The organism is Aristophania sp. ESL1142 (genome assembly GCF_058107345.1).
Genome location: NZ_JBYLUH010000001.1, coordinates 677,501 through 701,455 on the forward strand (window position 1 = coordinate 677,501; position 23,955 = coordinate 701,455).

A 23,955-nucleotide genomic window follows, 5' to 3' on the forward strand; every position below is an offset into this window, starting at 1 on the left:
GGCTAAGTGGGAAAGGATGTGGGGATTCCAAAACAACCAGGAGGTTGGCTTAGAAGCAGCCATCCTTTAAAGAAAGCGTAATAGCTCACTGGTCTAATAGAAACCCTGCGCCGAAAATGTAACGGGGCTCAAGCCACGTGCCGAAGCTGTGGGTGTATGAATTATCATACGCGGTAGCGGAGCGTTCTGTAAGCCTGCGAAGGAGACGGGGTGACCCTCTCTGGAGGTATCAGAAGCGAGAATGCTGACATAAGTAGCGACAAACAGTGCGAGAAACACTGTCGCCGAAAGTCCAAGGGTTCCTGCGCAAGGTTAATCCCCGCAGGGTGAGCCGGCCCCTAAGGCGAGGGCGAAAGCCGTAGTCGATGGGAACTGGGTAAATATTCCCAGGCCTGCCAGAAGTGACGAATGAGAAATGTTGTATGCTCTTAACGGATTGAGCATGCTTTTGGACCATTCCAGGAAATAGCTCTGGCGAATAGACCGTACCCGAAACCGACACAGGTGGACTGGTAGAGTATACCAAGGCGCTTGAGAGAACGATGCTGAAGGAACTAGGCAAATTGCTCGTGTAACTTCGGGATAAACGAGACCTATATGTGGGCAACCATGTATGGGTGGCACAGACCAGGGGGTAGCGACTGTTTAGTAAAAACACAGGGCTCTGCGAAATCGAAAGATGACGTATAGGGCCTGACGCCTGCCCGGTGCCGGAAGGTTAAGAGGAGATGTGAGAGCATTGAATTGAAGCCCCGGTAAACGGCGGCCGTAACTATAACGGTCCTAAGGTAGCGAAATTCCTTGTCGGGTAAGTTCCGACCTGCACGAATGGCGTAACGACTTCCCCGCTGTCTCCAGCATCGGCTCAGCGAAATTGAACTCCCCGTGAAGATGCGGGGTACCCGCGGTCAGACGGAAAGACCCTATGAACCTTTACTGCAGCTTTGCAGTGGCATCAGGAAAATTCTGTGTAGGATAGGTGGGAGGCATTGAAGCAGTGGCGCCAGTCACTGTGGAGCCGTCCTTGAAATACCACCCTGACTTTTTCTGATGTCTAACCGCGGCCCATAAGCTGGGTCCGGGACCCTGCATGGCAGGCAGTTTGACTGGGGCGGTCGCCTCCTAAAGGATAACGGAGGCGCGCGATGGTGGGCTCAGGTCGGTCGGAAACCGACTGTCGAGTGCAATGGCATAAGCCCGCCTGACTGCGAGAGTGACAGCTCGAGCAGAGACGAAAGTCGGCCATAGTGATCCGGTGGTTCCACGTGGACGGGCCATCGCTCAACGGATAAAAGGTACTCTAGGGATAACAGGCTGATCTCCCCCAAGAGTCCACATCGACGGGGAGGTTTGGCACCTCGATGTCGGCTCATCACATCCTGGGGCTGGAGCAGGTCCCAAGGGTTCGGCTGTTCGCCGATTAAAGTGGTACGTGAGCTGGGTTTAGAACGTCGTGAGACAGTTCGGTCCCTATCTGCCGTGGGTGTAAGAGACTTGAGAGGATTTGTCCCTAGTACGAGAGGACCGGGATGAACGAACCTCTGGTGCACCGGTTGTCACGCCAGTGGCATAGCCGGGTAGCTAAGTTCGGAATGGATAACCGCTGAAAGCATCTAAGCGGGAAACCAGCCTCAAAACTAGGTCTCATAGAGCCGTTCAAGACCAGGACGTTGATAGGTCAGGTGTGTAAGTGAGGTAACTCACTTAGCTAACTGATACTAATCGCTCATATCTCTCACACATCAACACATGCACAGTCATCTCCTACTCACAAAATAACTAAAAAGAAATACTTCTCAATAAGCACTAACCCCCTCACTCTTTACCTTAAGGGTGAGCGGGAAGACCTGGTGGCTATGGCAGGGGGATTAAACCCGATCCCATCCCGAACTCGGCCGTAAAACACCCTAGCGCCTATGATACTGCACCTTAAGGTGCGGAAAAGTCGGTCGCCGCCAGGTCCCCTCGCTCACCCTCATATATACCCCACCAATGCGGGGTGGAGCAGCCCGGTAGCTCGTCAGGCTCATAACCTGAAGGCCGCAGGTTCAAATCCTGCCCCCGCTTCCAAATACATACTCCCATACACTAAAAATAATACCCAAAGATGCTTAGCCTCATCTCACTATGAGGGCAGCACATTCAATCAATATGCCTCATTGGTGATATAAGAGCCCCATAAAAAGCTAAAAAGCAGGATACACTCTTTCTAGAAAAATACAGTTCTGCTTGTTACAAGAGCCCCTGTTAAAGGGATTGGAACCCATATCCAGCATCAAGGATCAATGCTGCTCCCTCTCATTACCAATATAATATGACGGTCCGCGCTTATTTGGAGGAAAAACGACTAATCAGGGAACAGTGATAGGTCCTGGAGTGCTTGTTCCACTGTGCCAGACTTCAACTATCTTGTTTAAACTTCCAAAATCGCTGACAGGATTGCCTCTCACTACTAGAAGATCAGCCTTCTTGCCGGGAGACAGGACGCCTCTATCCTGTAAGTTTAACAGATGAGCCGCATTCTCTGTCGCTATATGAATTGCCGCAAGTGCAGGGAGGCCCGCCTCTTTGTAAAGTGCAAGTTCCCGTTGCTCCGCAACTCCAGGAACCCTGCTCGGAAATGCACCACTATCCGTGCCAAAGCCAATTCGTACGTGCGCTTGATAAAGAAGTTGTAGATTTTTTATATTGATAGCAAGGGAATTGCGTGCATTTTGCGCATCCTTACTATGGCTGTGCTGTTCTGCCCAGGCAGGGTCATTGATCTGTTTAGAAAAAGAATTCCCTAACCCAGCCTTATAAAAAGCTTCTCTCGTCCAGGATAATTAATGAATCTCTTGATTTAGAGATCTGAGCTGTGTTTATTGAAATAATTATCCTTTTTAAATAAAAACGAAAAAATAAGGTAAATTATAATATAAATTTCGAGATGGGGTAAGAAAATACATGAATGATGATTCTACTATTTCTAAAAAGATAAATAAATATAATGATAATATAGAAATATTTTTTACTATTTTATTTTTGACTTCGCCAGCTATTTCTGGATTTATTTTGATTGTTTATGGTTTTGAATATGGATGTATTCCTTATATTATTAAGAATATCTCGTTATTTAACTTAATTATTATTGAATTGTTTGCGGTATTAATTGTTTTTCCGACTTTATTTTGTGGTTTGTATAGTAATTTATGGCTTTTTATATTGTTTAGTAAGTTATTTTGGAAAAAAGGTTCCATAAATAATTTTATTCTACTAGAAAGATCAAATTGGGGTTTGATGGCCTTTGTATTATTTATATTTTTTTATTATATTTAATTATAATGTTCAGAATCTTTAATGGTAATTTCGTTTATTTTTTCCTATTTTTATTAATATCATGTTTTATAATTTTATTTTTTATTAATTTAATAGATGGTAGTTGGAAAGAAATAAAGCAATTTAGTTTCGTCTCTATAATGATATCAATGCTAGGCCTTTTGGCATTTATGGAAAAGCCACTTCCATCGGCTGTTAATCTTATTATGACTGTTATGGAATACCGCTCTAATGAAAACGAAGCAGCTTTTGTTGATAGCCATGCTTATAAACAAGTTGTTGATCGTTTACGTCTCTATGGAATAAAGCTAACCACATGTGAAGTTAATATTGATACACAGACTATGTGGTATCTGCCTCATGCATATATTGTATTGAGATATATTGGTGAGAATACGCTGATTTCTGTTCATGCTCCTTTATCTCTCTTATATTTTGAGGCAAAACAGGTGATAACATTGCCTCGTAACGGTCTTTTAACGTGTAATCAACATGCGGCTTCCAATAAATGAGTTACGGACTGAACCAGTAAATTGGTAAGTAAAATGTCTTCTTAATTGCCTTTATTTCTCATCTGAGGAGAGTTTCCGTGCACCAATGAGATATTGGGTCAAGATATTGGCTCTATCTGGGAGCATGCCGCCAATAACGGCAGAGACTTTTCGTGGTGACATATGCTGGGCGACAGGGACAAGAACACGCATATCAAGTACGTTAAACACAGCAGCTGCATCGCGAGGGGGCATTTCTTCATAAACATGCGCCAGACGCACAAATTTCTGCTCAGAATCTTTTTTCTTACTTTCTTGATCTTGTGAAAGTTCAGTCGTTTTCTGATCTAACTCTTTGAGTTGATTATTAATATTTTCCTTTTCTCTCTCAAGAGCTGTTTGCTGATTATTTAAATATTGAAAATGGGGATTATTCTGCTCCTGTCTTTCCTTGATTGTTTCTTTCAGTTTCTGTTCTGCTGCATGTGTCAGAGGGTCTGATAATGGTGAATCCTCTGTTGGAGATCCTTTTTCTGTGTCTTTGGGTTTTATATTATGAACCCAGCCAAGCTCTTCTTCTGTGACGAAGTTTTTCTCTTCACCTTTTGAAGATTTCTTCACTTTCTTTTTAGGTTTTAATGGATGAGGCTGGGTTTGAGGAGGAGAGGGCTTATTAAGCTGTTCTTTTACCTCAGCAGCAAGAGAATGCAGACTGAACGCCAAGGCCACAAGCATCAGGCCTGTTGAAACATTGACAATCTTGCTTAAAGGCAAATTGCTGATTTTCATGTTTCAGAAGACCTTCCTATTGGAAGAATATTAAGCGACTGGGAGATCTCGTGCATGCAAATTAGGATTTCATCATATTGATTGTACGCGTGAGCATGGAACGTGTAATCTGCATTGTATTCAGATTGGCCTCATAAGCATGCTGTGCATCATGTGAATCCATGATTTCGATTAAAGGATTAACGTTCGGAACTTTGACATAGCCCTGAGCATTAGCGGCTGGATGGTTGGGATCGTAGCGTGTCTGAAAGTCAGAGCGATCAAGGCCGACTTTCTGGACCTCTACATTAGAGGTGCCTGTTGTACGATCCAATGCTTCTTTAAAGGTGATCGTTTTCCGGCGGTAAGGGTCACTTCCTGGGGAAGAGCCTGTCGTTTCAGCATTCGCCAGATTTTCAGAAGCAATACGCAACCTCTCTGCCTGAGAGTGCATCCCACTGGCTGATATCCCTATGATATTAGAGAAGTCCATAATTATTATCTCCTGTTTTCAAAGGCTTATATAGAAGAACCAGAACTTCCGAGTGCCATGGAATACATACTCATATAACGCCCATAAACTGTTGTTGCAAAACGGTGCTGATCATTCGTATCGGCAATTTTGACGAGTTCATCTTCAAGAGAAACTTTATTTCCTGTGAGAGAGGAAAGAGTGCTCATATCACGAGATGTCGTAATATCCTCGGCGTTTTTTTCAATATGTCGTGGATCTGTTTTCGATAAAGCGAGTGCGTTATGGGAGTTGAGAACGCCTTGAAAAGGAGAAATGTCTTTCGGCTTGTAGTCTGGCGTATTGGCATTGGCCACATTTCCAGCAAGAAGGGATTCGCGGCGTTGCAGCCAGTTCATCCGCCGTTCTGCAAGATGGAGAAGATCTGTGCCTTTGATCTGTTGAGACATTAATTGTGTTACATCTGTCATGGCGTTGTCACTTCATCAGTCGTTTCAGGCGTTACAAGAAGCTTGAAAATGTGGTCAGTATTACCACTAAAAGGTCTGCTGTCTATTTTTGTCATTAACCAGTTAAGTGTATCAGCATCTTTTGCGCGTGAGGCATCGGAGGCGAGACGTAAGGATAGCAATTGCTGGTCGAGCGTCAATGCCCCTTTATCTGGTATATTGGCTTCTGCCAGTTTTCTGACGTCAGGGATAGCGAGAGCCCATTCATTACGAGTCTCATGAATTTTGGCTCTCATATCTGCTGCTGCGAGGCTGTCATCGCCATTGAGGAGGTACAAGGCGACCTCAGACTTCCCGGAAGAGACAGCGATCTGGGCAATAAGCTGGTTTCTTTTAACCCGCTCTGCTTGAGATGAACCAGATTGGTCGGCTGTTGTCAGTATATGGTTCGCTTCATTATAGTCTCCTTGCTGCAAATAGGATGTTGCCAGGAGGTTTGTCGCTTCTGCTTTTTCTTCAGGATTTTGTAGCATAGGGATGGCTGATGAGAATGTCTGGGAAGCTTCTTCTAATAGGCCGAGGGCAGAGAGTAATTTTCCATATGAAACGAGAAGCGTCGCTTTGTCGGGACCATCTGGCAGATCGGGAAGATGGGCGCGCAAAATTGCTGCTTTGCGAAGCTCGGGACTCTCTTGCCCTGGAGTTTTCTGGAGTGGCGTGCCTGGTTCTAGAATGATTTTATCCAGAATATGCGACAGCATGGGAAGATAACGCTGATTATATTTCTGAAAAGAGAGATATTTTCCCTGATCCAAAGCTGAAAGAGCCTGTTCCCATTGCTGGGCGCGCATGGCTGCTTCAGCCTGGAGCATCAAAACCAGAGCCTCACGTCTCGCAAGGCGTGCATCAGGCTGAAGGGCTGCAAATTTTTTAATTGCATCGCTCGGTTTTAAACGGCCTTCATTTAGATCCAGAGAGATTTCAGCCTCAGTTGCTTTTTCCGAAAGAATAATATCCTGGTTAACGCTGAGAGATTTTAGTCTTTTTCGGGCTTCTACTGTCCTTCCTGTGCGAAGGTCGCGTAAAGCCAGAGCAAGAGATATGTCAGGTGTTTCTGGGAGATGATCCAGAACCCGCATATCCTCTATGCTACCATAACGGGCAATCTGCTCTGTGGCAGCAGGGAGAAGAAGTGGCCTTAATATATCAGGATAGCTTTGAAGTCGCTGAAAATCGGTAGATAAAATATGGGCTGATTCAGAATTTTTTATGCCTAGGGCTGCGTAATAAAGTCCCTTCCAGAGTTGTGTCGCTCGTAAATCATCTTCCGGCCATTTGGCGTCAAGGAGATCTGCCTGCTTCAGGTCGCCATTCAAAAGTGCGATGGCTCCGGCGAAAAAACGTATCTCAGGTCTTAAAGATTCTTCGGGATCGTCATCCAGGGCAACGTTCAAAATAGTACGTGCGGCGATGAAGTCTCCTACGTTAATGGCAGCCTGTGCTGCTTCTATGCGTTTCTGGAAACGTTCCTGAGGATTCGAATCTGCGGCTGCAAGAAGTGCTTTGCGGTATCGTTCTTCTGCTTCCTGAGGGGAGTTATGTCTTAATCCTAACCATTTCAGATCAACATCATTGGCATAGATGGCCTGATTCATATCTGGCAGAAGCTTTCCTGCCATGGAAAGAATGACGCCTTTATCAGTGCGCCGCATTTCTATTGTATGTTCAGGTGTGTTGTCATGCACAACGACACCTTCCAATGTTGGCCACAACTCATAGTGAGCACCCTGACGGAGGGAAAGGATGCCACCATCATCTAGAGTAGAGGTGGCCACAAGTAGTTTCTGCTGGGAGGCAGGATCACTGATAGAGAAAACTCTTCCCGGTTTTCTCATAGGCAGCAAAAGCCCCTCAGGAGTAAGCCTGGGAACAATTTCCTTACGTAGTTTATATCCCTCACCGGGTGGAGGGGCGTCACCTAGAATCCATCCTTCGCTCTGTTGGGAGAGAAAGAGCCTCCTTGTATCAGGAAGCGGAATTGTGATCAGTGTGACGAGTGGAAGAGATTGAACCGTTAACTTGGAAAAAATTCCATCCCCGCGTAACGAGGATGTATCCATTGGTTGGGCGCTGTCGATGACAATGACAAACTTCCCGCCGCTTTTATAGGCAGCCACGCCCATTCCTGAGGGAATGGGTATGAGGATACGGTTATGCGAAATTTCCGTGGAGGCAGGGTGTTCTGGATTAGGTTGTGCCTTTGAGAGTTTCCCTTTGGGAGGAGGCGCAGTTTTGCCCGGAAGCTTCTGGGAAGGGGGCAGAACTTCCTGACGCGCTTTCCCAACGCCAATCACGTGGGCATTCCACCCAGGAGGGAGGCCTTTAAGAAGTAAGTCTTCGTGAGAAGGTGCCTGCGTGGCGGCAGCAGAGGGCGACGAAGCCGGCGCCGTTGCAGCCAGAGCTGGGAAAGACAGTAATGTTAAGCAAGAAGCTAGTAGTAAATATTGGGGCGAACTATGTGAAGGTTTCTGACACGCTTTGAGATTTTTAACTGCATGACCTGAAAAAAACTTATTATAGGCAGGCGGCATTAAAATACTCTTTCCAAAGCAAGGCGAAACATTATCCAACACGGTCTTAAATAAAATGCCGCATGCCTATAATAAGTTTCTCTTCAGTGTGATTGAAGGTGGGAATTAGGCCAGAAGATCAACGAAATTAGCCGTTGCAGAATGTTTTTCAACATTTCGGGCTGAGGGCACAATCTGCCCAGTCGCATCAAACTGTATGGTCATTTTAGCATTTTTGCCATGGTCTGAAACGAGCTTAATGTTACCGGTAGTGTTTTCAGGACGGTTTTTGACGCGGCTTATGGAAGCCTCATGCGTGACCGCACTATGAAGCACTGAACTAGCCTGATTAGTTACAGCAACATCGGACATGAGGAGTCTCCTCTTCAAACATAGAATCAGCTTTACGCTATTAACCATTTTTAAAATAAACCAACCTTCAATGTAAACCAAGTTTTTTAGTGAAAGCTACCTTTAATATACTGGTCAGGATGTAATTTTTTGCTTAAAATGAATACCTATCCAGTTTATGGTTTTTCTGGATTAGGACAGTCTGTAAATCAATAATATTCTTTTGCCTTCTATAAGGTGGTGTACGGTTTTGTATACACCGTTGATGAAAAAGACAGGGATTGCATTGCAGGGAGCTATAATAAGAGGTTTATGACTTATGGCAGCAAACGGATTATCTTCTATCTCTGGGCAGAATTTTGATGCTGTTCGGGCATATGGAAATGCTCAGAAATTAAGGGAAGTGAACTCTCCTTCTGAAACTGATGAGGCGTCTGGCTCGGGGGCTGTCAATAACTCTTCTGATGCAGTATCAAGCTTTGGACAGGTTCTTAACCAGGCGGTTAGCAATGCAATCCAGACCGGAAAAGTTGCTGAATCCCAGACGGCAGAGGCTTTGTCAGGCAAAGGGAATCTGTCGGATGTTGTCGCTTCTGTTGAAGAAGCTAAACTGACATTACAAACAGTAACGACTTTGAGAGACAAGTTTGTTAATGCCTATCAGGAAGTGATGAGAATGTCTGTTTAAGGACAGGTGTTATGCATAATTCTGTAGATATTCAGGAGATATTGCGTCAATCCCTCATCGTTGCCGTCAAGATGGGTGCACCTTCGCTCATAGCGTCTCTTCTGGCAGGTTTATGTGTGTCACTTTTCCAGGCTATGACGCAGGTTAACGAAGCTACGCTTTCCTTCGTGCCAAAATTTACTGTTGCCATGTTTACCCTGTTACTGACGGGGTCCTTTATGGCTTCGGTTATGCGTACTTATGCCCTGATGATTTTTGATCAGATCATCAAGGTTGGAGGGTCTTGATTGTCTTGGTTTTCTGATTTTCCGGGTTCACCAAATCTGGGAGATCCTAACGGCTCAATTGCTGTTCTCGCCGGAATGTTCCTGATCATTCTATGCCGTGTGAGTGCCATTATCATGACGGCTCCCGGTTTGGGCGAGATGGTTGTCCCGATGCGGATAAGAGCTGGCATTGCTTTAACTGTGACGGTGACTATCCTGCCAGTTTTGCAGGATAGGCTGACGCCGCTTTCTGGAGAGGTGCTCCGCATGCCGGCTCTGGCAATGGGGATTATATCAGAAGAGCTGATCTGTGGGATATTTATAGGGCTTCTGGCGCGGTTAATTGCCATGTCTCTGGTAATTTCCGGACAAATTATTGCTGTCTTTACAGGGTTGGCGAGTGTTATCCAGTCTGATAGTGAGCTGGGGGCTTCGAGTACTGCTGTTGCCCACTTAATGAATGTCCTGATGCCTGTTATTTTCCTGAGCACAGGTCTTTATGCGCTACCCTTACTGGCGGTAACTGGTTCTTACATAACGTTTCCAGCCGGTCATATTACAGGGTTGATGATTGGTGATATGGCGATGAGTATGACAGAAGCTGTCAGTGAAACCTTCCGTATTGCTATGCAGTTGGCCTCTCCTTTTATTCTTGTGGGAACATTATGGCCAGCTATGTTGGGTGTTCTGAATCGTCTAATGCCAGCCTTGCAAGTCTATGGGATTGCTATGCCAGCCCAGATATTGGGAGGTATTTTCCTGCTTGCATTATTGATACAGGTTATGGCCGGAACATGGGCGGAGAAAATTGAAGGGCTTTTGTCAGCTTTGCCGGGTATTTCCGCTTTCTCCTCCGGCCTTCTATTGCCGCGGCCTTAGGAGGGGAAGAGGCTTATGGCTGACGAAAGTGGCGGAGGAGAAAAGTCACAAGCGCCGACCCCGGGAAAACTTCAGAAAGCCCGTGAAGAGGGAAATATACCCCAATCTAGGGAGTTGCTCCTTCTGGTTTCATTGGGTGGGTTTTTGCTGATCTATATTCTGACAATGGCCGATTCTGCCAAACAGTTTCTTGTTTCCATGAAAGATCTGATGTCGCGTTTCTGGCTTGTGGAAGGGGATCCGCGAATCATTTTTGCTTTGACAAAACAGGCTGTAAATAATGGGATAGCTGTTTCTATACCTTTTTTGGTTTTTGGCCTGGGGATAACAGTTCTGTTTGGTATGATGCAGACGGGCTTTCTGTTTCGGCCGCAAGCTTTAAAGCTGGATATAACGCGTCTTTCGCCAGCAAAGGGTATAAAGAGAATTGTCAGTCTCAATAATATTATTGAATTACTTAAGAATATAGTAAAATTCTCAGTATTTGGCTTTATACTATATGGTGTAGCCTATAAAACTCTGGACATATCACCGCAAACGGAAAGATGGACAACTCTGAGACTTGTTAAGGAATTAGGGAATTGGTTTGTTTATGCGGTTTTTTTAGTCATTATTGTTCAATGCGTTATTACAGTTCTTGATGAGGTCTGGACGAGATATCGACATTTTTCAAAGCTGAAAATGAGTTTCCAGGAAATTAAGGATGAAGTTAAGCAGAGTGATGGCGATCCTCTCATTAAGTCACGGATACGCCAGATCAGGATGCGTCGTGCGAGACAAAGAATTCGTGAAGCCATTCAGAAAGCGACAGTCGTAATAGTTAATCCTACTCATTATGCTGTTGCACTCTCTTATGACACTACTAGTGGTACGGCTCCGTTACTGACTGCTAAAGGCGTCGATGAACTGGCTTTCCGTATGAGGGAAATGGCTAAAGAAGCGAAGGTACCTATTATATCAAACCCACCCTTGGCACGCTCACTTTATACACTCCCTTTGGACTCTGAGATTCCTGAGGAGTTCTGGAAACCAGTCGCAGCAATTATCGCCTATATTATTAAACTTAAAACGCCGGGAGCCCGTACAGGAACGTATTAAACAGTTTTCTGATTATTAAGTTAAAGGTTGCTTTTTGTAGATTCTCTAGTCATGATACAAGAGTGTAGACATTTTTTTGGAAATTGCCGTTATTCCTTTTCTTGAAATTTATTTCGATAAGAGGATTAATATCTGGAACGTTCTGTAATTTCCTATGAGTTGAGGACGATATTTTATGTCTGGTGTTTTTAATGCGCTATCAACAGCAGTGAGCGGTATTAATGCTCAAGCTGATGCCTTTACCAATTTAAGTAATAATATAGCCAATAGCCAGACGGTTGGTTACAAAGCCACCTCAACATCTTTTCAGGATTTTGTAGCTGGAAATAATGCGAATCTGGCGGGCGCTTATTCACATTCCGTTTCCGCTTCTACCGTACAGCATGTGGATAATGATGGCGCTGCGAGTAATAGTAATAATGCTCTAGCGATGATGGTATCCGGTAAAGGTATGTTTATTGTTACCAAGCCTCAAGGGACCTCTGGTACCGGAGTTGCCTTTGGGAGCCAGCAATATTATACCAAAAATGGCGATTTCAATATCGATAAGAATGGCTATATCGTTAACACATCTGGTTATTATCTTGAGGGTTACTCCGTTGATAGTAATGGCTCTCTGAGTAATGCATTGACGCCATTACAAGTTGGTAATGTCGAGTTTAAGCCAACTGAGACGAATACTATTACGCATAATGCAACTGTCGGTAAGGTTCCAACCGATATGAGCAGTTATCAGCCCTCGGATGCGCAGACCTATACGACACCGGCAACCACGATATATGACGGTCAACACCAGCCTCATAATGTCGCTGTTCAATGGACCCAGAGTACGACGAACCCTCTCGTCTGGAAGGTTGATGTTTTTGATGCCGATGGAAAGGGCGCTATTGCTCCTGAAGATTATCAGGTCACATTTAATTCTGACGGGACTTTGGCGTCAATTGCCGACTCCAAGGGTAAACAGGTCAGCTCTTCCGCGAATGGTGCCCCGGCTGAAATTCCAATTCATGCTAAATATGGGGATAATAACACCCAGGATATGGTTCTGTCTCTCGGCACGATTGGCGGGCGCACTGGTACGATTATGGCGACAGGTAACAACCAGCCTTCAGCTTCCCAGTCTGTCCCTGTGGACCTATCAGGAAGCACTCTGAATATGGGGAATGGTATCATTCTGGGAACAACGACTGGCAGTAACCAGAGTTATATGACGTCTCCAACCACTTTGAAAGACGCACAAGGGAATCCTATCACTGATAGTGACGGGAATCCTGTTTCGGTCGCTTTAAGCTGGACACAAACATCTGCCTCCCCGCCAACATGGAGTGTTAAAGCGGTGGATCCTTATAATCCTGCTTCAAGCTCAGTCAGCGGGTCTTATTCTGTTGTGTTCAATGCTACGGGTGGGATTGATAGTGTCAAAGATGATAATGGTGCTGATGTGACTCCCTCTCAGTTAGCTTTTACTGTAAATGGTAGTTCCTATAATCTGGATGCAACAACAAGTGTCCAGCTTACAACAGCGACGTCTGTGAATAGAGATAATTCGGCCCTTATGAATGATAGTGTCACGCAGGGGAAATATCAGACGACTAAAATCAGCAGTGATGGGTCTGTCATGGCGGTGTTTGACAATGGTTATTCGCAAATGGTCGGAAAAATTCCTGTAGCGACCTTTAATAATATGAATGCATTACAGGCAGTGAATGGACAGGCTTATTTGGCTACGTCAGATTCGGGTATACCTGTAGTTGGCTATATTGGTGAACATGGCGGCACAGCTCTAAATGTTGGACAAGTAGAAGGTTCAACGACGGATCTGACCAGTGATCTATCTGCCCTGATCGTGGCACAGGAAGCCTATAGTGCTAATACGAAAGTTATTACGACGGCCGATACGTTACTTCAGCAGACGATTGCGATGAAGCAATAAGATAGCTGATTGAAAAAGGTAGCCATCTTGTTAGGGGCTGCCTTTTAATGCAGTAATATTCTGTTGGAGGGGTGTTTCCATATAATGAGGCGATTTCCTTCCTTCTGCGGGCGGTTCCTTCTTCTTACGGTGGGGATATCCAGTTTTGTAGGGGAAGTGCCTCCCGCTTTTTCTGACGTTATTTTTCACGGCCCGTTTCCAACATATCCTTCTGCACGGCCTCCCATGATAAGGCCGCCAGGGGGGGTGGGGCGTCCACCACATCATCGTCCACCTTTTCCGCCTTCTTCTTCAGGTGGTGCTAACCGTCCACCCTTTCCTCCATCAGCAGCTGTTCCTTCTTATGGGTATGGGGGCTATTGGGGAGGGGGGACTGTTATAGAACAGCCTTATAATACGCCTGGCGTGACAACCTCTCCGCCACCTTTCCGTAGAGGGAGGTCTTGCGTTGATAAAATATGTATTGGGGATTGATATTTCTTTACCCCAGAGAGAACTCTGATTAGGGTATTTTACGGCCTTTATGAGAGGTAATGCTTTTATTTAAAGCCGTGATATAAGAAGAAACTTATGAATTGGTCGGAGTAAGAGGATTCGAACCTCCGGCCCCTGCGTCCCGAACACAGTGCTCTACCAGGCTGAGCTATACTCCGAAGCTTTAAGAATTTCCTACCGTGCTCTTGCTTGATAAGCAAGACCCAGAAGTGATTAAACAAAAAAAGACTTTCACTTTTAATGGTGAAAGTCTTTTTCTGTGGAACAAAAATCGTGATTTAAAGGGCTTTTTCCAATGCGGGTAGGATTTCGAAGAGATCTCCTACAATGCCGTAATCGGCAACTTTGAAGATAGGAGCTTCAGGGTCGATATTAATCGCCACGATGATGCGACTATCTTTCATCCCTGCCAGATGTTGGATGGCACCTGAGAGACCTACGGCGATATAAAGCTCAGGAGCAACAACTTTACCGGTTTGTCCCACCTGGAGCTCATTCGGCGCAAAGCCGGAATCTACCGCTGCACGAGAAGCTCCGATGGCTGCGCCAAGCTTGTCGGCAACAGGGGCTAAAATACGCTCAAAATTGGAGGCATCTTTCAAACCCTTACCGCCAGAAATAACAATACGGGCTGTTTCAAGTTCAGGTCGGGTGGACTGGCTAAGTTCAACACGGACAAAGCGGACATCTTTATTATTTTCCGGTGCCTCAACTGCTTCAATCGTCGCGCTGGTTGCAGAATCTTTCACAGGGTCAAAGCTTGATCCACGGATTGTCAAAATTTTGACTGCATCACGTGACTGGACAGTCGCAAGAGCATTGCCTGCATAGATAGGGCGGACAAATGTTGCCTCATCCTTAATGGCAATGACGTCTGCAATAGGCTGAACACCCAAAAGGCCAGCAAGACGGGGAAGAATATTTTTCCCAATGGCTGAAGCTGCTGCCACAATATGGCTGTAAGCAGGGGCTAATTTCGCGAGTAAATCGGCAACAGGCTCAGCAAGGGGCTGGTCCAGGTTCGTGACATGAAGAACCTTTCTTATGCCTTCGAGGTGTGAGACAGCTTCGGCACCATCACCAATAAGCAGTGCATCTACTTCACCAAAAGAACGTGCTGCTGCAATGGCAGAGCGCGTTGCCTGACGGACTTTGCCACCTTCGATTTCAATCAGAACAAGTGCGGTCATGGGAGCACCTTCGCTTCTGTTTTAAGCTTGGATACCAGCTCTTCAACATTATTGACCAATATGCCAGCTTTACGTTCGGCTGGTTCTTCAACTTTAACGATTGTAAGATGCGGCGTCAGATCAACACCAAGGCTCTCTGCCTCGATTGTTTCCAGCGGTTTTTTACGCGCTTTCATGATATTGGGCAGAGACGCATAACGAGGTTCGTTCAGACGAAGGTCTGCTGTGATGATCGCAGGAAGAGGAATGGAAATGACTTCGATCCCGCCATCAATCTCACGCGCAACTTCAGCACGATTATCAGCAATTGTAACCTTGCTGGCAAAGGTAGCCTGAGGCCATGAGAGCATAGCAGCCAGCATCTGGCCTGTTGCATTCATATCGTCATCAATGGCCTGTTTGCCCATGCTGACAAGGCCGGGCTGCTCGCGCTCAATGATGAGTTTTAAGAGCTTTGCAACAGCCAGAGGCTCAACCGTCGCGTCTGTCTTAATCAGAATGGCGCGATCAGCGCCCATTGCCATGGCTGTGCGGAGAATATCCTGGGCTGCTTGTGGCCCGATGGAAACGGCTACGACTTCGCTAGCTGTTCCTTTTTCACGCAGCCTTATGGCTTCTTCAAGAGCGATTTCGTCGAAGGGATTCATCGACATTTTCACGCCTTGCGTTTCAACACCACTACCATCAGCCGCTACACGTGGCTTGATGTTATAATCAACAACCCGTTTGACGGGGACAAGAATCTTCATTGTCATCTTTCGTCGTTGTTGCCGCTGGAAAATCCAGAATAAATTAAAAAAATCCCTACTAGACTATCTTGTCTTGGCCTAAAAGTCACATCCTCTCTTCCAGAAAAGCTAATAAAAAGGAGAGGATGTCTGATTATATTTACATCCCGGAAGAGTAATTGGGTCCACTGCCTCCTTCTGGTGGTACCCATTTGATATTCTGGGTCGCATCCTTGATGTCGCAGCTTTTACAGTGAACACAATTCTGGGCGTTAATTGTCAGAGACCAGTTTCCTGTCGTGTCCTGCGCGCCTTCATACACACCCGCTGGGCAGTAACGCGTTTCAGGGGAGGAAAAATGCCGTGCATTGACTTCTTCCCAAAGCGTTTGACTACGTAAATGCAGATGAACGGGCTGGTCTTCATCATGGCTCAGATTACTGAGAAAAACAGAGCTAGGCCGGTCAAAAGTCACTTTATGATCGGGCTTGGGATAGGCAGGTGCCTTGCATTGGGACGCAGGAAGCAATGTTTCATTATCTGCATGCGTAAAATGAAGTGTCCATGGCGCTTTGTTGCGGAAGATGAAGCCGTCAATAGCGCTATAAAGCGCCCCACCCATATTGCCCCATTTTGCAAAAGCAGGACGAATATTGCGCGCTTCATATAGTTCAGACCAGAGCCATGAGTTTTTTACTCTGGAAAGATAGCTGGTGGCTTCGTTTTCTTCATTCTGCAAAGCTTCAAATACGGCTTCCGCAGCCAAGATTCCTGACTTCATGGCTGTGTGTGTGCCCTTGATTTTAGGCATATTCAAAAAGCCTGCACTATCTCCAGTCAGGACACCACCGGGGAAGGTGAGTTTAGGAACAGACTGAAAACCGCCTTCCGAAAGGGCGCGGGCACCATAGCTGATACGCCGTCCCCCTTCAAAATGAGGGCGGAAAGCAGGGTGTAATTTGGTACGCTGCATTTCCTCAAAGGGAGAGAGCCAGGGGTTACGGTAATCCAGACCCGTTACAAAACCATAACTGACCAGATTTTCTCCAAAGTGATAGAGAAAAGCCCCACCATATGTATGATTATCAAGAGGCCAGCCAAAACTATGCTGAATAAAGCCGGGTTTGTGGTTTTCCTTAGGGATTTCCCAGATTTCCTTGATCCCCAGACCATAGGTTTGTGGGTCTGATTTATCACGCAGGTCGTAGTGGTTAATGGCATGTTCACTCAGAGAGCCGCGCGTACCCTCAGCGAGGATGACTTGCCTGCCACGGAGAATCATGCCTGGAGTGAAGTCTGGTTTTTTTGTTCCATCACGGCCAATACCCATATCGCCGGTGATAATTCCGCAAACGCGCCCCTCTTCGATATAAAGCTGTCTCCCACTGAATCCGGGATAGATCTCCACATCTAACGCTTCGGCCTGTTCACCAAGCCAGCGGCACAAATCTCCAAGGGAGATGACATAATTACCCCGATTGTCCATTTGAGGCATGACAAGATGCAAGGCAGGGATGGGGAAGGCTTTTTCCTGGGTCAGGAAAAAAAGCTTCTCTTCCGTGACAGCTGTATCAAGTGGTGCACCGCGTTCTTGCCAATCAGGAAAAAGTTCAGAGAGAGAGCGTGGCTCAATGACAGCGCCAGAGACGATATGCGCCCCTATCTCACTGCCCTTTTCAAGCAGACAGACAGAGAGGTTGGGGTCAAGCTGGCGGAGTTTGATGGCAGCGCTGAGACCAGCCGGCCCTCCACCAACGATCACGACATCAAATTCCATTTCTTCACGTTCAATGGGTGTTTGTTCTGACGCAGATTGTGTCATCTGATGAGGCTCCTAAAGGGATTAGGGACGGCGTATAAAGGTCCAGTAAAAAGGCTGTCTTCCTTCCCGGAAGGCTTTGGCTTCATAGCGCGTTGGAGACCAGTCCTCAGGGCGGGTTTTTGTGAAAGAAGCCAGTTCAAAATAAGGTTGGGCAGACATAACTTCAGTGACCCATTCCTGATAGACCGGATGGTCACTTGCAATGCGCCATTGGGCCTGCGTCTTCAGAAGGCGGGCCAGCTGTGCAATATTTTCAGGATGTACAAAACGCCGCTTGGCATGTCGGGCTTTAGGCCAGGGATCGGGGAACATGAGATAAGCCTGGTCAAGGGATTGATCGGGCAGTTCTTTCATTAAAAGCCGTGCATCGTCAGTCCAAAGGCGTAGATTCTCTGGAGGAGGGGCTGTCTTTTCCTCTCCTTCAGGAACGATGCGCGAAAGGAGAGAACATATCCCGTTCTCAAAGACTTCAGAGGCGATATACCCTGCTTCTGGATTTTCTTCCGCTTGTTTCAGAGCGTGCTCCCCACCACCAAAACCGATTTCCAAGAAAATCTTGGAAACAGGGCGTGAAAATCCTTCAAGAGGTTTTTTAAAGTTATTGAAAGTGACGCGGGGAAGCGTTTCGTCAAGCAGGAGCTGCTGGCGTGCACGTAGAGGATGCCCACGCTGGCGGCCATAAAGGCGTTCTGGTTGTGGTTTCAATTCGTCAAACAACGGAGGCGTCATTTCAAAATGGTAAGATGAAAAAACCCCTTCCCTTGAGGAAGGAAAGGGGAGGCTCATTCTTCTGGGAAGAGAGTGACCTGATTAGCGGTTTAGACCGTTTTTGAGGCTCTCGACTAGGTCTGTCTGTTCCCATGTGAAGTTGTCGAGAACAGGATCAGGTGTGCGTCCGAAATGACCGTATGAAGAGGTCGGAACATAGATCGGCCGGTTAAGGCGCAAATGCTTACGGATACCACGTGGAGAAAGATCCATGATCTCATTGAGCAGAAGGCCCAGTTTTTCCTCATTGACGTCACGGCCTGTGCCATCGAGGTCAACATAGACAGAGAGTGGACGTGAAACGCCAATCGCATAGCTGAGCTGGATTGTGCAGCGGTCTGCAAGACCGGCGGCAACGACGTTTTTCGCCAGATAACGTGCCGCATAGGCAGCGGAACGGTCAACTTTGGTTGGGTCTTTTCCTGAGAAAGCGCCACCACCATGAGGTGCCGCACCGCCATATGTATCAACGATGATTTTACGCCCCGTCAGACCAGCATCACCATCAGGGCCACCAATGACAAAGATTCCTGTTGGGTTGACGTAGAAATGATCTTCCGGGCACATCCAGCCTTCAGGCAGAACTTCGTGAACGCTTTCACGGACCATTTCACGGATCTTGTTTTGAGCAAAACCTGCTTCATGCTGGGTGGAAACAACGACAGATGTTGCACCGACAGGCTTGCCATTAACATAACGGAGCGTTACCTGGCTTTTAGCGTCAGGTAGCAGACCCTGGCCATAGGCATCGCCGGCCTTGCGGTGGTCGCGCATGCGTTCAAGAATTTTATGAGCATAGAAAATAGGGGCTGGCATAAGGGTGTCGGTCTCATTTGTAGCGAAACCGAACATGATTCCCTGGTCACCAGCGCCTTCGTCTTTATCGCCGGCACTGTCAACGCCGACAGCAATGTCGGCAGACTGGGCATGGAGATAAGATTTGATATCTGCTTTTTTCCAGGAGAAACCTTCCTGATCATACCCGATGTCTTTAATCGCTTCACGAGCGCGGTCGATCAGGGTCTTTTCTACAGCTTCCGGTCCACGGACTTCACCGGCCAGGATGACACGGTTTGTCGTAACCAATGTTTCACAAGCCACACGGGCTTCTGGGTCTGCTTCAAGATAGGCATCAAGTACTGTATCGGAGATACGGTCTGCAACTTTGTCAGGATGACCTTCAGAGACGGATTCGGAAGTAAAAAGAAAATCGCCGTAATTGCGCACTCAGGGACCTCACAGGGAATGAGTGGAAAGGAAAAGACACTTATGCAACGCCCGATTACAGGCGTTACAACAGTATCAGGAGACAGATTGGTCTGATAAATCCATGACTGGATATCGTGTAGACAGGAATATTTGTCCTATCGCCTTAAATCAGACTATGTTCCCCTTCACTACATCACTCATAGTGTAGTGTCCAGATGGTTTATGATCTGCCAGCCAAATAGCTGCTTTTACAGCACCCCGTGCAAAAACGCGTCTGTCCAGTGCTCGGTGGGAAAGTGTAATTTCTTCATCAGAGGTTAAGAAGCGCAATTCGTGCTCGCCAATGACCTGCCCTCCACGAAGGGAAGCGAAGCCGATAGCGCCATCGGGGCGTTTACCATTCTGGTCCAGTCTTTTGGCCTTATCAAAATCAACATGGCGCCCTTTGGCAACTGCACGGCCAATTGCAAGTGCAGTACCGGAAGGAGCATCTAGTTTCTGGCGGTGATGTGTTTCAAGAATTTCTGCGTCATAATCGGGTAATGCTGCGGCTAGCTGGCTGGCAAGATCAAGCAGCATGGTCAAAGCGGGCGAGAAATTGGCTGCCTGCAAGACAGGAATTTTTTTGGCCGCTTCATCAATAACCTGCTGGTCTCTGCTGTCCAGACCTGTTGTGCCGAGGACCCAGGCACAGCCTGCCTCAGTAAAGGCTTGAGCATGAGGGATAATCTGGCTGGCATGGCTGACATCAATAATGACATCACATTTCCTGGCAAGTTCTAGTGGATCACTCACAATAAAACGTGCAGGGTCCGCTTTGCGTGAGAGGCCACCGACCAGATGGCAAGCTGCCTCTTCTGCGCAGAGTGAACCAAGCCGGCCTGAAATACCGGCGATACCGATTTTGGGAGATTGGATTTTTGTCATAAAGTGACTCTTGCCTTCCTTGTGGGGAGAGGCAAGAGAAAAATCACTTCATGGTAAAATCATTTCCGGTCAATTACCTTCGAAAAAGTCTTTGACGCGTTTGAAGAAACCTGCACTCTCAGGACTGGCTTTCTGGTGGTCGTCATTATCTGCTTCAAATTCCTCAAGCAGTTCGCGCTGGCGCTTGGTGAGGTTGCGCGGCGTTTCTATGTTCATCTGCAAATACATATCGCCTCGTGCGCGAGAATGAAGAACAGAAAAACCCTTCCCGCGCAGGCGTAAGGTTTCGCCGCTCTGTGTACCGGCAGGAATCTTGACCTTGGCAGATGTGCCATCAATAACGGGGACCTCAATCTCCGTACCTAGGGCAGCTTGTGTCATGCGAAGGGGAACGCGGCAGTAAATATGGGCTCCTTCACGTTGAAAAAGGTCATGATGTGCGACCGTGACGAGGACATAGAGATCACCTGGCTGTACATTTTCACCACCAGCTTCTCCTTTGCCTGCAATGCGAATCCGCGTGCCATCTTCGATGCCTGCTGGAATATCCACATTTACAACATCAGTTGCGGCTTCTGTACCGCTGCCGTGGCAGGCTTTACAGGGGCTTTCAACTGTCTGGCCAGTTCCCTGGCAGGTGGGACAGGGGCGTTCTACAACGAAGAAACCCTGCTGGACACGAACAGCGCCGCGGCCATGACAGCTTGCACAGGTGACTTTTCCTTTAGAAGGATCGGCTGATCCGGTGCCATGACAGCTTGAGCAGCTGACTCTGGTCTGGATTGTGACGTCTTTTTTGATACCAGTGAAAGCTTCTGTCAGGGTGATCTCAACCTGGACCTGAATATCAGCAGCACTGCGCTGGGAAGGACCTCTCTGCCCTCCCATTCCGAACATCTGTTCGAAAATATCTCCCAGACCACCTGCGCCGAATCCTCCAAAACCGCCGAATCCTCCAGCGCTACTACCGCCGCCATTCTCAAAGGCGGCATGACCATAACGGTCGTATGCTGCACGTTTATCTGCATCACGCAGAACTTCATAGGCAGCATTAATTTCCTTGAATTTTTGTTCGGCCTCTTTGTCGCCGGGGTTACGATCGGGATGGTATTGCATCGCTTTTTTACGAAAAGCTTTTTTCAATTCATCCTGCGTTGCTGTACGGGAGACCTCAAGTACTTCGTAGTAATCGACTTTTGTGACCATGTCCGCTTCTAACTATCCATGTCCAAAGAAAAGGAGATGTTAACTCTTTTGATGAAAAAAGGGCGTCTGGTCTATAAAAAAGACACAGACGCCTGTTAGAGGGAGGCCCGGGAGCTCCCTCAGAGTGATCAGTGAAGCTTATTTCTTCTTTTCATCATCATTGATTTCTTCGAAATCGGCATCGACGACGTTTTCTTCATCTTTTTTGGCGGAAGCCTGAGCTTCCTGCGGTGCTTCACCCTGTGCCTGATAAGCAGCCTGACCGACTTTCATCGCAGCCTGTGTCAGACGTTCAGAGGCAGCCTTGAGTGTTTCGAGGTCATCGCCATTCAGGGCATCACGAGCTGCCTTGATGGCTTCTTCTGCTTCGCTCTTGTCAGCAGCAGGAACCTTGTCGCCAGCTTCAGTGAGGGATTTCTCGGTCTGATGGATCATGGCTTCCGTTGTATTGCGCTGCTCAACAAGTTCACGACGGGCCTTATCCGCTGAAGCATTGGCTTCAGCATCTTTCACCATACGGTCAATATCAGCATCTGACAGGCCACCAGAAGCCTGGATGCGGATTTGCTGCTCTTTCCCAGTTGCCTTATCCTTGGCGGAAACATTGACAATGCCGTTTGCATCAATATCGAACGTCACTTCGATCTGAGGCACACCACGTGGTGCAGGCGCAATTCCCTGAAGGTCAAAATTGCCGAGAAGTTTGTTATCGGCAGCCATTTCGCGTTCACCCTGGAAGACCTTAATGGTCACAGCAGGCTGGTTGTCTTCAGCGGTGGAGAAAGTCTGGCTCTTTTTGGTCGGAATCGTCGTGTTACGATCAATCAGACGTGTGAAGACACCGCCTAATGTCTCAATGCCGAGTGAAAGTGGTGTGACATCGAGAAGAAGGACGTCTTTGACATCACCCTTCAGAACGGCACCCTGGACAGCAGCGCCAATGGCGACAACTTCATCAGGGTTCACGTTACGGGCAGGATCCTGACCAAAGAATTCTTTCACAGCTTCGATGACACGTGGCATACGGGTCATACCACCAACGAGGATAACTTCGTTGATTTCCGTTGTTGACAGTCCTGCATCTTTAAGAGCGGCCTGGCAGGGAGCGAGGGTACGTTTCACGAGGTCTTCGACCAGGCTTTCCAACTTGGCGCGTGTCAGACGGACTACGAGATGTTTTGGGCCGGAAGCATCTGCCGTGATAAAGGGCAGATTGACTTCGGTCTCTTTGGAAGAAGAAAGCTCAATCTTTGCTTTTTCAGCAGCTTCTTTGAGACGCTGAAGAGCCATTTTGTCTGAACGTAGGTCGATACCCTGTTCGCGTTTGAACTCGTCTGCAAGAAAGTCGATAATCTTGTTATCAAAGTCTTCACCACCGAGGAATGTATCACCATTGGTGGATTTGACTTCGATCACGCCATCAGAAATTTCCAGAATGGAAATATCGAATGTGCCACCACCAAGGTCATAGACAGCAACATGACCGGAATCACGTTTTTCAAGGCCATAAGCAAGAGCCGCGGCTGTAGGCTCATTGATGATGCGTTTGACATCAAGGCCAGCGATACGGCCTGCATCACGTGTTGCCTGACGCTGGGCGTCGTTAAAGTAAGCAGGAACGGTAATGACAGCTTCTGTCACTTTTTCGCCAAGATAAGCCTCAGCGGTTTCTTTCATCTTGCCAAGGACAAAGGCAGAAATCTGGGCAGGAGCGTAATCCTTGCCTTGAGCGCGTACCCACGCATCGCCATTTTCACCCTTAACGATTTCGTAAGGGACCATGCCCTGATCTTTTTTGACTGTTGCATCATCAAAACGGCGACCGATCAGACGTTTAACGGCATAAAGTGTATTTGTGGGGTTAGTAACAGCCTGGCGTTTGGCAGCCTGACCGACCAGAACATCGCCATTATCCGTGAAGGCAACCATTGAAGGGGTCGTGCGCGCACCTTCGCTATTTTCGATGACCTTCGTTTCATTCCCTTCGCGGACTGCGACGCAGGAATTGGTCGTACCAAGGTCAATACCGATCACTTTACTCATAATCTTCGTCCTTTCAGCGGTTACGCCCAACCCTATATTCAGGCATTGGACCTAACCCTATATGACATTATGCCGAAACGTATTTTCACATTACGGCTCTTCTATTGTGATCTAGGAAGAAAGGCTGTCTGTTTCAAGGGCGTTTTTGTGAAAAATAATCTCGGGCAATGATTGATCGCTTTTTAATTCTTTCCCAAGATTAAGGTTTATAAAATAAAAACGAGTCTAAGATGAGGCCGTTCTGAATGAATGGCCTTATGTCTGAATATCTGACTGTTTTATCT

At 47.0% G+C, this 23,955-nt stretch carries 22 protein-coding genes, 2 tRNA genes and 2 rRNA genes (1 of these 26 running past the window's edge); 11 read left to right on the top strand and 15 right to left on the bottom strand.

Annotated elements, in window-relative coordinates; translation table 11 throughout:
• The 3 genes from AC3B6P_RS03035 to AC3B6P_RS03045 all read left to right on the top strand — a co-directional run.
• Window positions 1-1,743: ribosomal RNA gene (locus AC3B6P_RS03035) — 23S ribosomal RNA — on the top strand; it begins 997 nt to the left of the window's first position.
• Window positions 1,744-1,846: 103 nt separating this feature from the next.
• Window positions 1,847-1,961, top strand: a 5S ribosomal RNA gene (rrf, locus tag AC3B6P_RS03040).
• Between the two features lie 32 nt (window positions 1,962-1,993).
• Window positions 1,994-2,070: transfer RNA gene (locus tag AC3B6P_RS03045), tRNA-Met, on the top strand.
• Window positions 2,071-2,351: 281 nt separating this feature from the next.
• Here the strand turns inward: AC3B6P_RS03045 and AC3B6P_RS03050 are convergent.
• Window positions 2,352-2,765, bottom strand: coding sequence for an amidohydrolase family protein (locus tag AC3B6P_RS03050; protein WP_489805529.1), 414 nt, complete (start codon window positions 2,763-2,765; stop codon window positions 2,352-2,354).
• Window positions 2,766-2,946: 181 nt separating this feature from the next.
• Between AC3B6P_RS03050 and AC3B6P_RS03055 the strand changes: the two genes are divergently transcribed.
• Complete coding sequence (locus tag AC3B6P_RS03055; protein ID WP_489804664.1) at window positions 2,947-3,318, top strand: hypothetical protein; 372 nt, start codon at window positions 2,947-2,949, stop codon at window positions 3,316-3,318.
• A 170-nt stretch (window positions 3,319-3,488) separates the two neighbouring features.
• A complete protein-coding gene (locus tag AC3B6P_RS03060; protein WP_489804665.1) occupies window positions 3,489-3,830 on the top strand; it encodes a hypothetical protein in 342 nt (113 codons plus the stop codon).
• Between the two features lie 51 nt (window positions 3,831-3,881).
• Here the strand turns inward: AC3B6P_RS03060 and AC3B6P_RS03065 are convergent, their stop codons facing one another.
• The 5 genes from AC3B6P_RS03065 to AC3B6P_RS03085 all read right to left on the bottom strand — a co-directional run bounded on the left by AC3B6P_RS03065 (window position 3,882) and on the right by AC3B6P_RS03085 (window position 8,440).
• Window positions 3,882-4,598 (bottom strand): MotE family protein, encoded by a 717-nt coding sequence (locus AC3B6P_RS03065; RefSeq protein WP_489804666.1) that lies wholly within the window; start codon window positions 4,596-4,598, stop codon window positions 3,882-3,884.
• Window positions 4,599-4,659: 61 nt separating this feature from the next.
• Window positions 4,660-5,070, bottom strand: a complete 411-nt coding sequence (gene flgC / locus AC3B6P_RS03070) for a flagellar basal body rod protein FlgC (protein WP_489804667.1) — start codon at window positions 5,068-5,070, stop codon at window positions 4,660-4,662.
• A 26-nt stretch (window positions 5,071-5,096) separates the two neighbouring features.
• Window positions 5,097-5,519: a flagellar basal body rod protein FlgB gene (locus AC3B6P_RS03075; protein ID WP_489804668.1), complete on the bottom strand. Its 423-nt coding sequence runs from the start codon at window positions 5,517-5,519 to the stop codon at window positions 5,097-5,099.
• Window positions 5,516-8,089, bottom strand: coding sequence for a hypothetical protein (locus AC3B6P_RS03080; RefSeq protein WP_489804669.1), 2,574 nt, complete (start codon window positions 8,087-8,089; stop codon window positions 5,516-5,518). Before AC3B6P_RS03080 ends, AC3B6P_RS03075 begins: the two co-directional genes overlap by 4 nt.
• Before the next feature lie 105 nt (window positions 8,090-8,194).
• Window positions 8,195-8,440, bottom strand: a complete 246-nt coding sequence (locus AC3B6P_RS03085) for a hypothetical protein (RefSeq protein ID WP_489804670.1) — start codon at window positions 8,438-8,440, stop codon at window positions 8,195-8,197.
• Between the two features lie 298 nt (window positions 8,441-8,738).
• On the opposite strand from AC3B6P_RS03085, the gene fliE reads away from it, so the two are divergent.
• The 6 genes from fliE (at window position 8,739) to AC3B6P_RS03115 (ending at window position 13,757) form a co-directional block, all read left to right on the top strand.
• Window positions 8,739-9,107 (top strand): flagellar hook-basal body complex protein FliE, encoded by a 369-nt coding sequence (gene fliE, locus AC3B6P_RS03090; protein ID WP_489804671.1) that lies wholly within the window; start codon window positions 8,739-8,741, stop codon window positions 9,105-9,107.
• An 11-nt stretch (window positions 9,108-9,118) separates the two neighbouring features.
• On the top strand, window positions 9,119-9,394 hold the full coding sequence (locus tag AC3B6P_RS03095; RefSeq protein WP_489804672.1) for a flagellar biosynthetic protein FliQ: 276 nt from the start codon (window positions 9,119-9,121) through the stop codon (window positions 9,392-9,394).
• Complete coding sequence (locus tag AC3B6P_RS03100) at window positions 9,395-10,252, top strand: flagellar biosynthetic protein FliR (protein ID WP_489804673.1); 858 nt, start codon at window positions 9,395-9,397, stop codon at window positions 10,250-10,252.
• A 15-nt stretch (window positions 10,253-10,267) separates the two neighbouring features.
• Window positions 10,268-11,350, top strand: a complete 1,083-nt coding sequence (locus AC3B6P_RS03105) for an EscU/YscU/HrcU family type III secretion system export apparatus switch protein (protein ID WP_489804674.1) — start codon at window positions 10,268-10,270, stop codon at window positions 11,348-11,350.
• A 175-nt stretch (window positions 11,351-11,525) separates the two neighbouring features.
• Window positions 11,526-13,283: a flagellar hook-basal body complex protein gene (locus AC3B6P_RS03110; protein WP_489804675.1), complete on the top strand. Its 1,758-nt coding sequence runs from the start codon at window positions 11,526-11,528 to the stop codon at window positions 13,281-13,283.
• An 84-nt stretch (window positions 13,284-13,367) separates the two neighbouring features.
• Window positions 13,368-13,757, top strand: coding sequence for a hypothetical protein (locus AC3B6P_RS03115; protein WP_489804676.1), 390 nt, complete (start codon window positions 13,368-13,370; stop codon window positions 13,755-13,757).
• 102 nt (window positions 13,758-13,859) lie between these two features.
• Here AC3B6P_RS03115 and AC3B6P_RS03120 read toward each other — a convergent pair.
• The 9 genes from AC3B6P_RS03120 to dnaK all read right to left on the bottom strand — a co-directional run bounded on the left by AC3B6P_RS03120 (window position 13,860) and on the right by dnaK (window position 23,671).
• Window positions 13,860-13,936 (bottom strand) — tRNA-Pro (locus AC3B6P_RS03120).
• A 120-nt stretch (window positions 13,937-14,056) separates the two neighbouring features.
• Window positions 14,057-14,968 (bottom strand): electron transfer flavoprotein subunit alpha/FixB family protein, encoded by a 912-nt coding sequence (locus AC3B6P_RS03125; RefSeq protein ID WP_489804677.1) that lies wholly within the window; start codon window positions 14,966-14,968, stop codon window positions 14,057-14,059.
• Window positions 14,965-15,717, bottom strand: a complete 753-nt coding sequence (locus AC3B6P_RS03130) for an electron transfer flavoprotein subunit beta/FixA family protein (RefSeq protein WP_489804678.1) — start codon at window positions 15,715-15,717, stop codon at window positions 14,965-14,967. The genes AC3B6P_RS03125 and AC3B6P_RS03130 overlap by 4 nt, the downstream gene beginning before the upstream one ends.
• A 139-nt stretch (window positions 15,718-15,856) precedes the next feature.
• Entirely contained in the window at window positions 15,857-17,518 is a 1,662-nt protein-coding gene (locus tag AC3B6P_RS03135; protein ID WP_489804679.1) for an electron transfer flavoprotein-ubiquinone oxidoreductase, read from the bottom strand.
• 21 nt (window positions 17,519-17,539) lie between these two features.
• Entirely contained in the window at window positions 17,540-18,247 is a 708-nt protein-coding gene (gene trmB, locus AC3B6P_RS03140) for a tRNA (guanine(46)-N(7))-methyltransferase TrmB (protein ID WP_489805530.1), read from the bottom strand.
• Window positions 18,248-18,328: 81 nt separating this feature from the next.
• The gene (metK, locus tag AC3B6P_RS03145) at window positions 18,329-19,513 is read right to left on the bottom strand and encodes a methionine adenosyltransferase (protein ID WP_489804680.1); all 1,185 of its coding nucleotides are present in this window, start codon (window positions 19,511-19,513) and stop codon (window positions 18,329-18,331) included.
• A gap of 150 nt (window positions 19,514-19,663) precedes the next feature.
• Entirely contained in the window at window positions 19,664-20,422 is a 759-nt protein-coding gene (dapB, locus tag AC3B6P_RS03150; protein ID WP_489804681.1) for a 4-hydroxy-tetrahydrodipicolinate reductase, read from the bottom strand.
• Window positions 20,423-20,491: 69 nt separating this feature from the next.
• Window positions 20,492-21,628, bottom strand: coding sequence for a molecular chaperone DnaJ (gene dnaJ / locus AC3B6P_RS03155; protein ID WP_489804682.1), 1,137 nt, complete (start codon window positions 21,626-21,628; stop codon window positions 20,492-20,494).
• 138 nt (window positions 21,629-21,766) lie between these two features.
• Window positions 21,767-23,671, bottom strand: a complete 1,905-nt coding sequence (gene dnaK / locus AC3B6P_RS03160) for a molecular chaperone DnaK (protein WP_489804683.1) — start codon at window positions 23,669-23,671, stop codon at window positions 21,767-21,769.
• Window positions 23,672-23,955 lie beyond the last annotated feature (284 nt).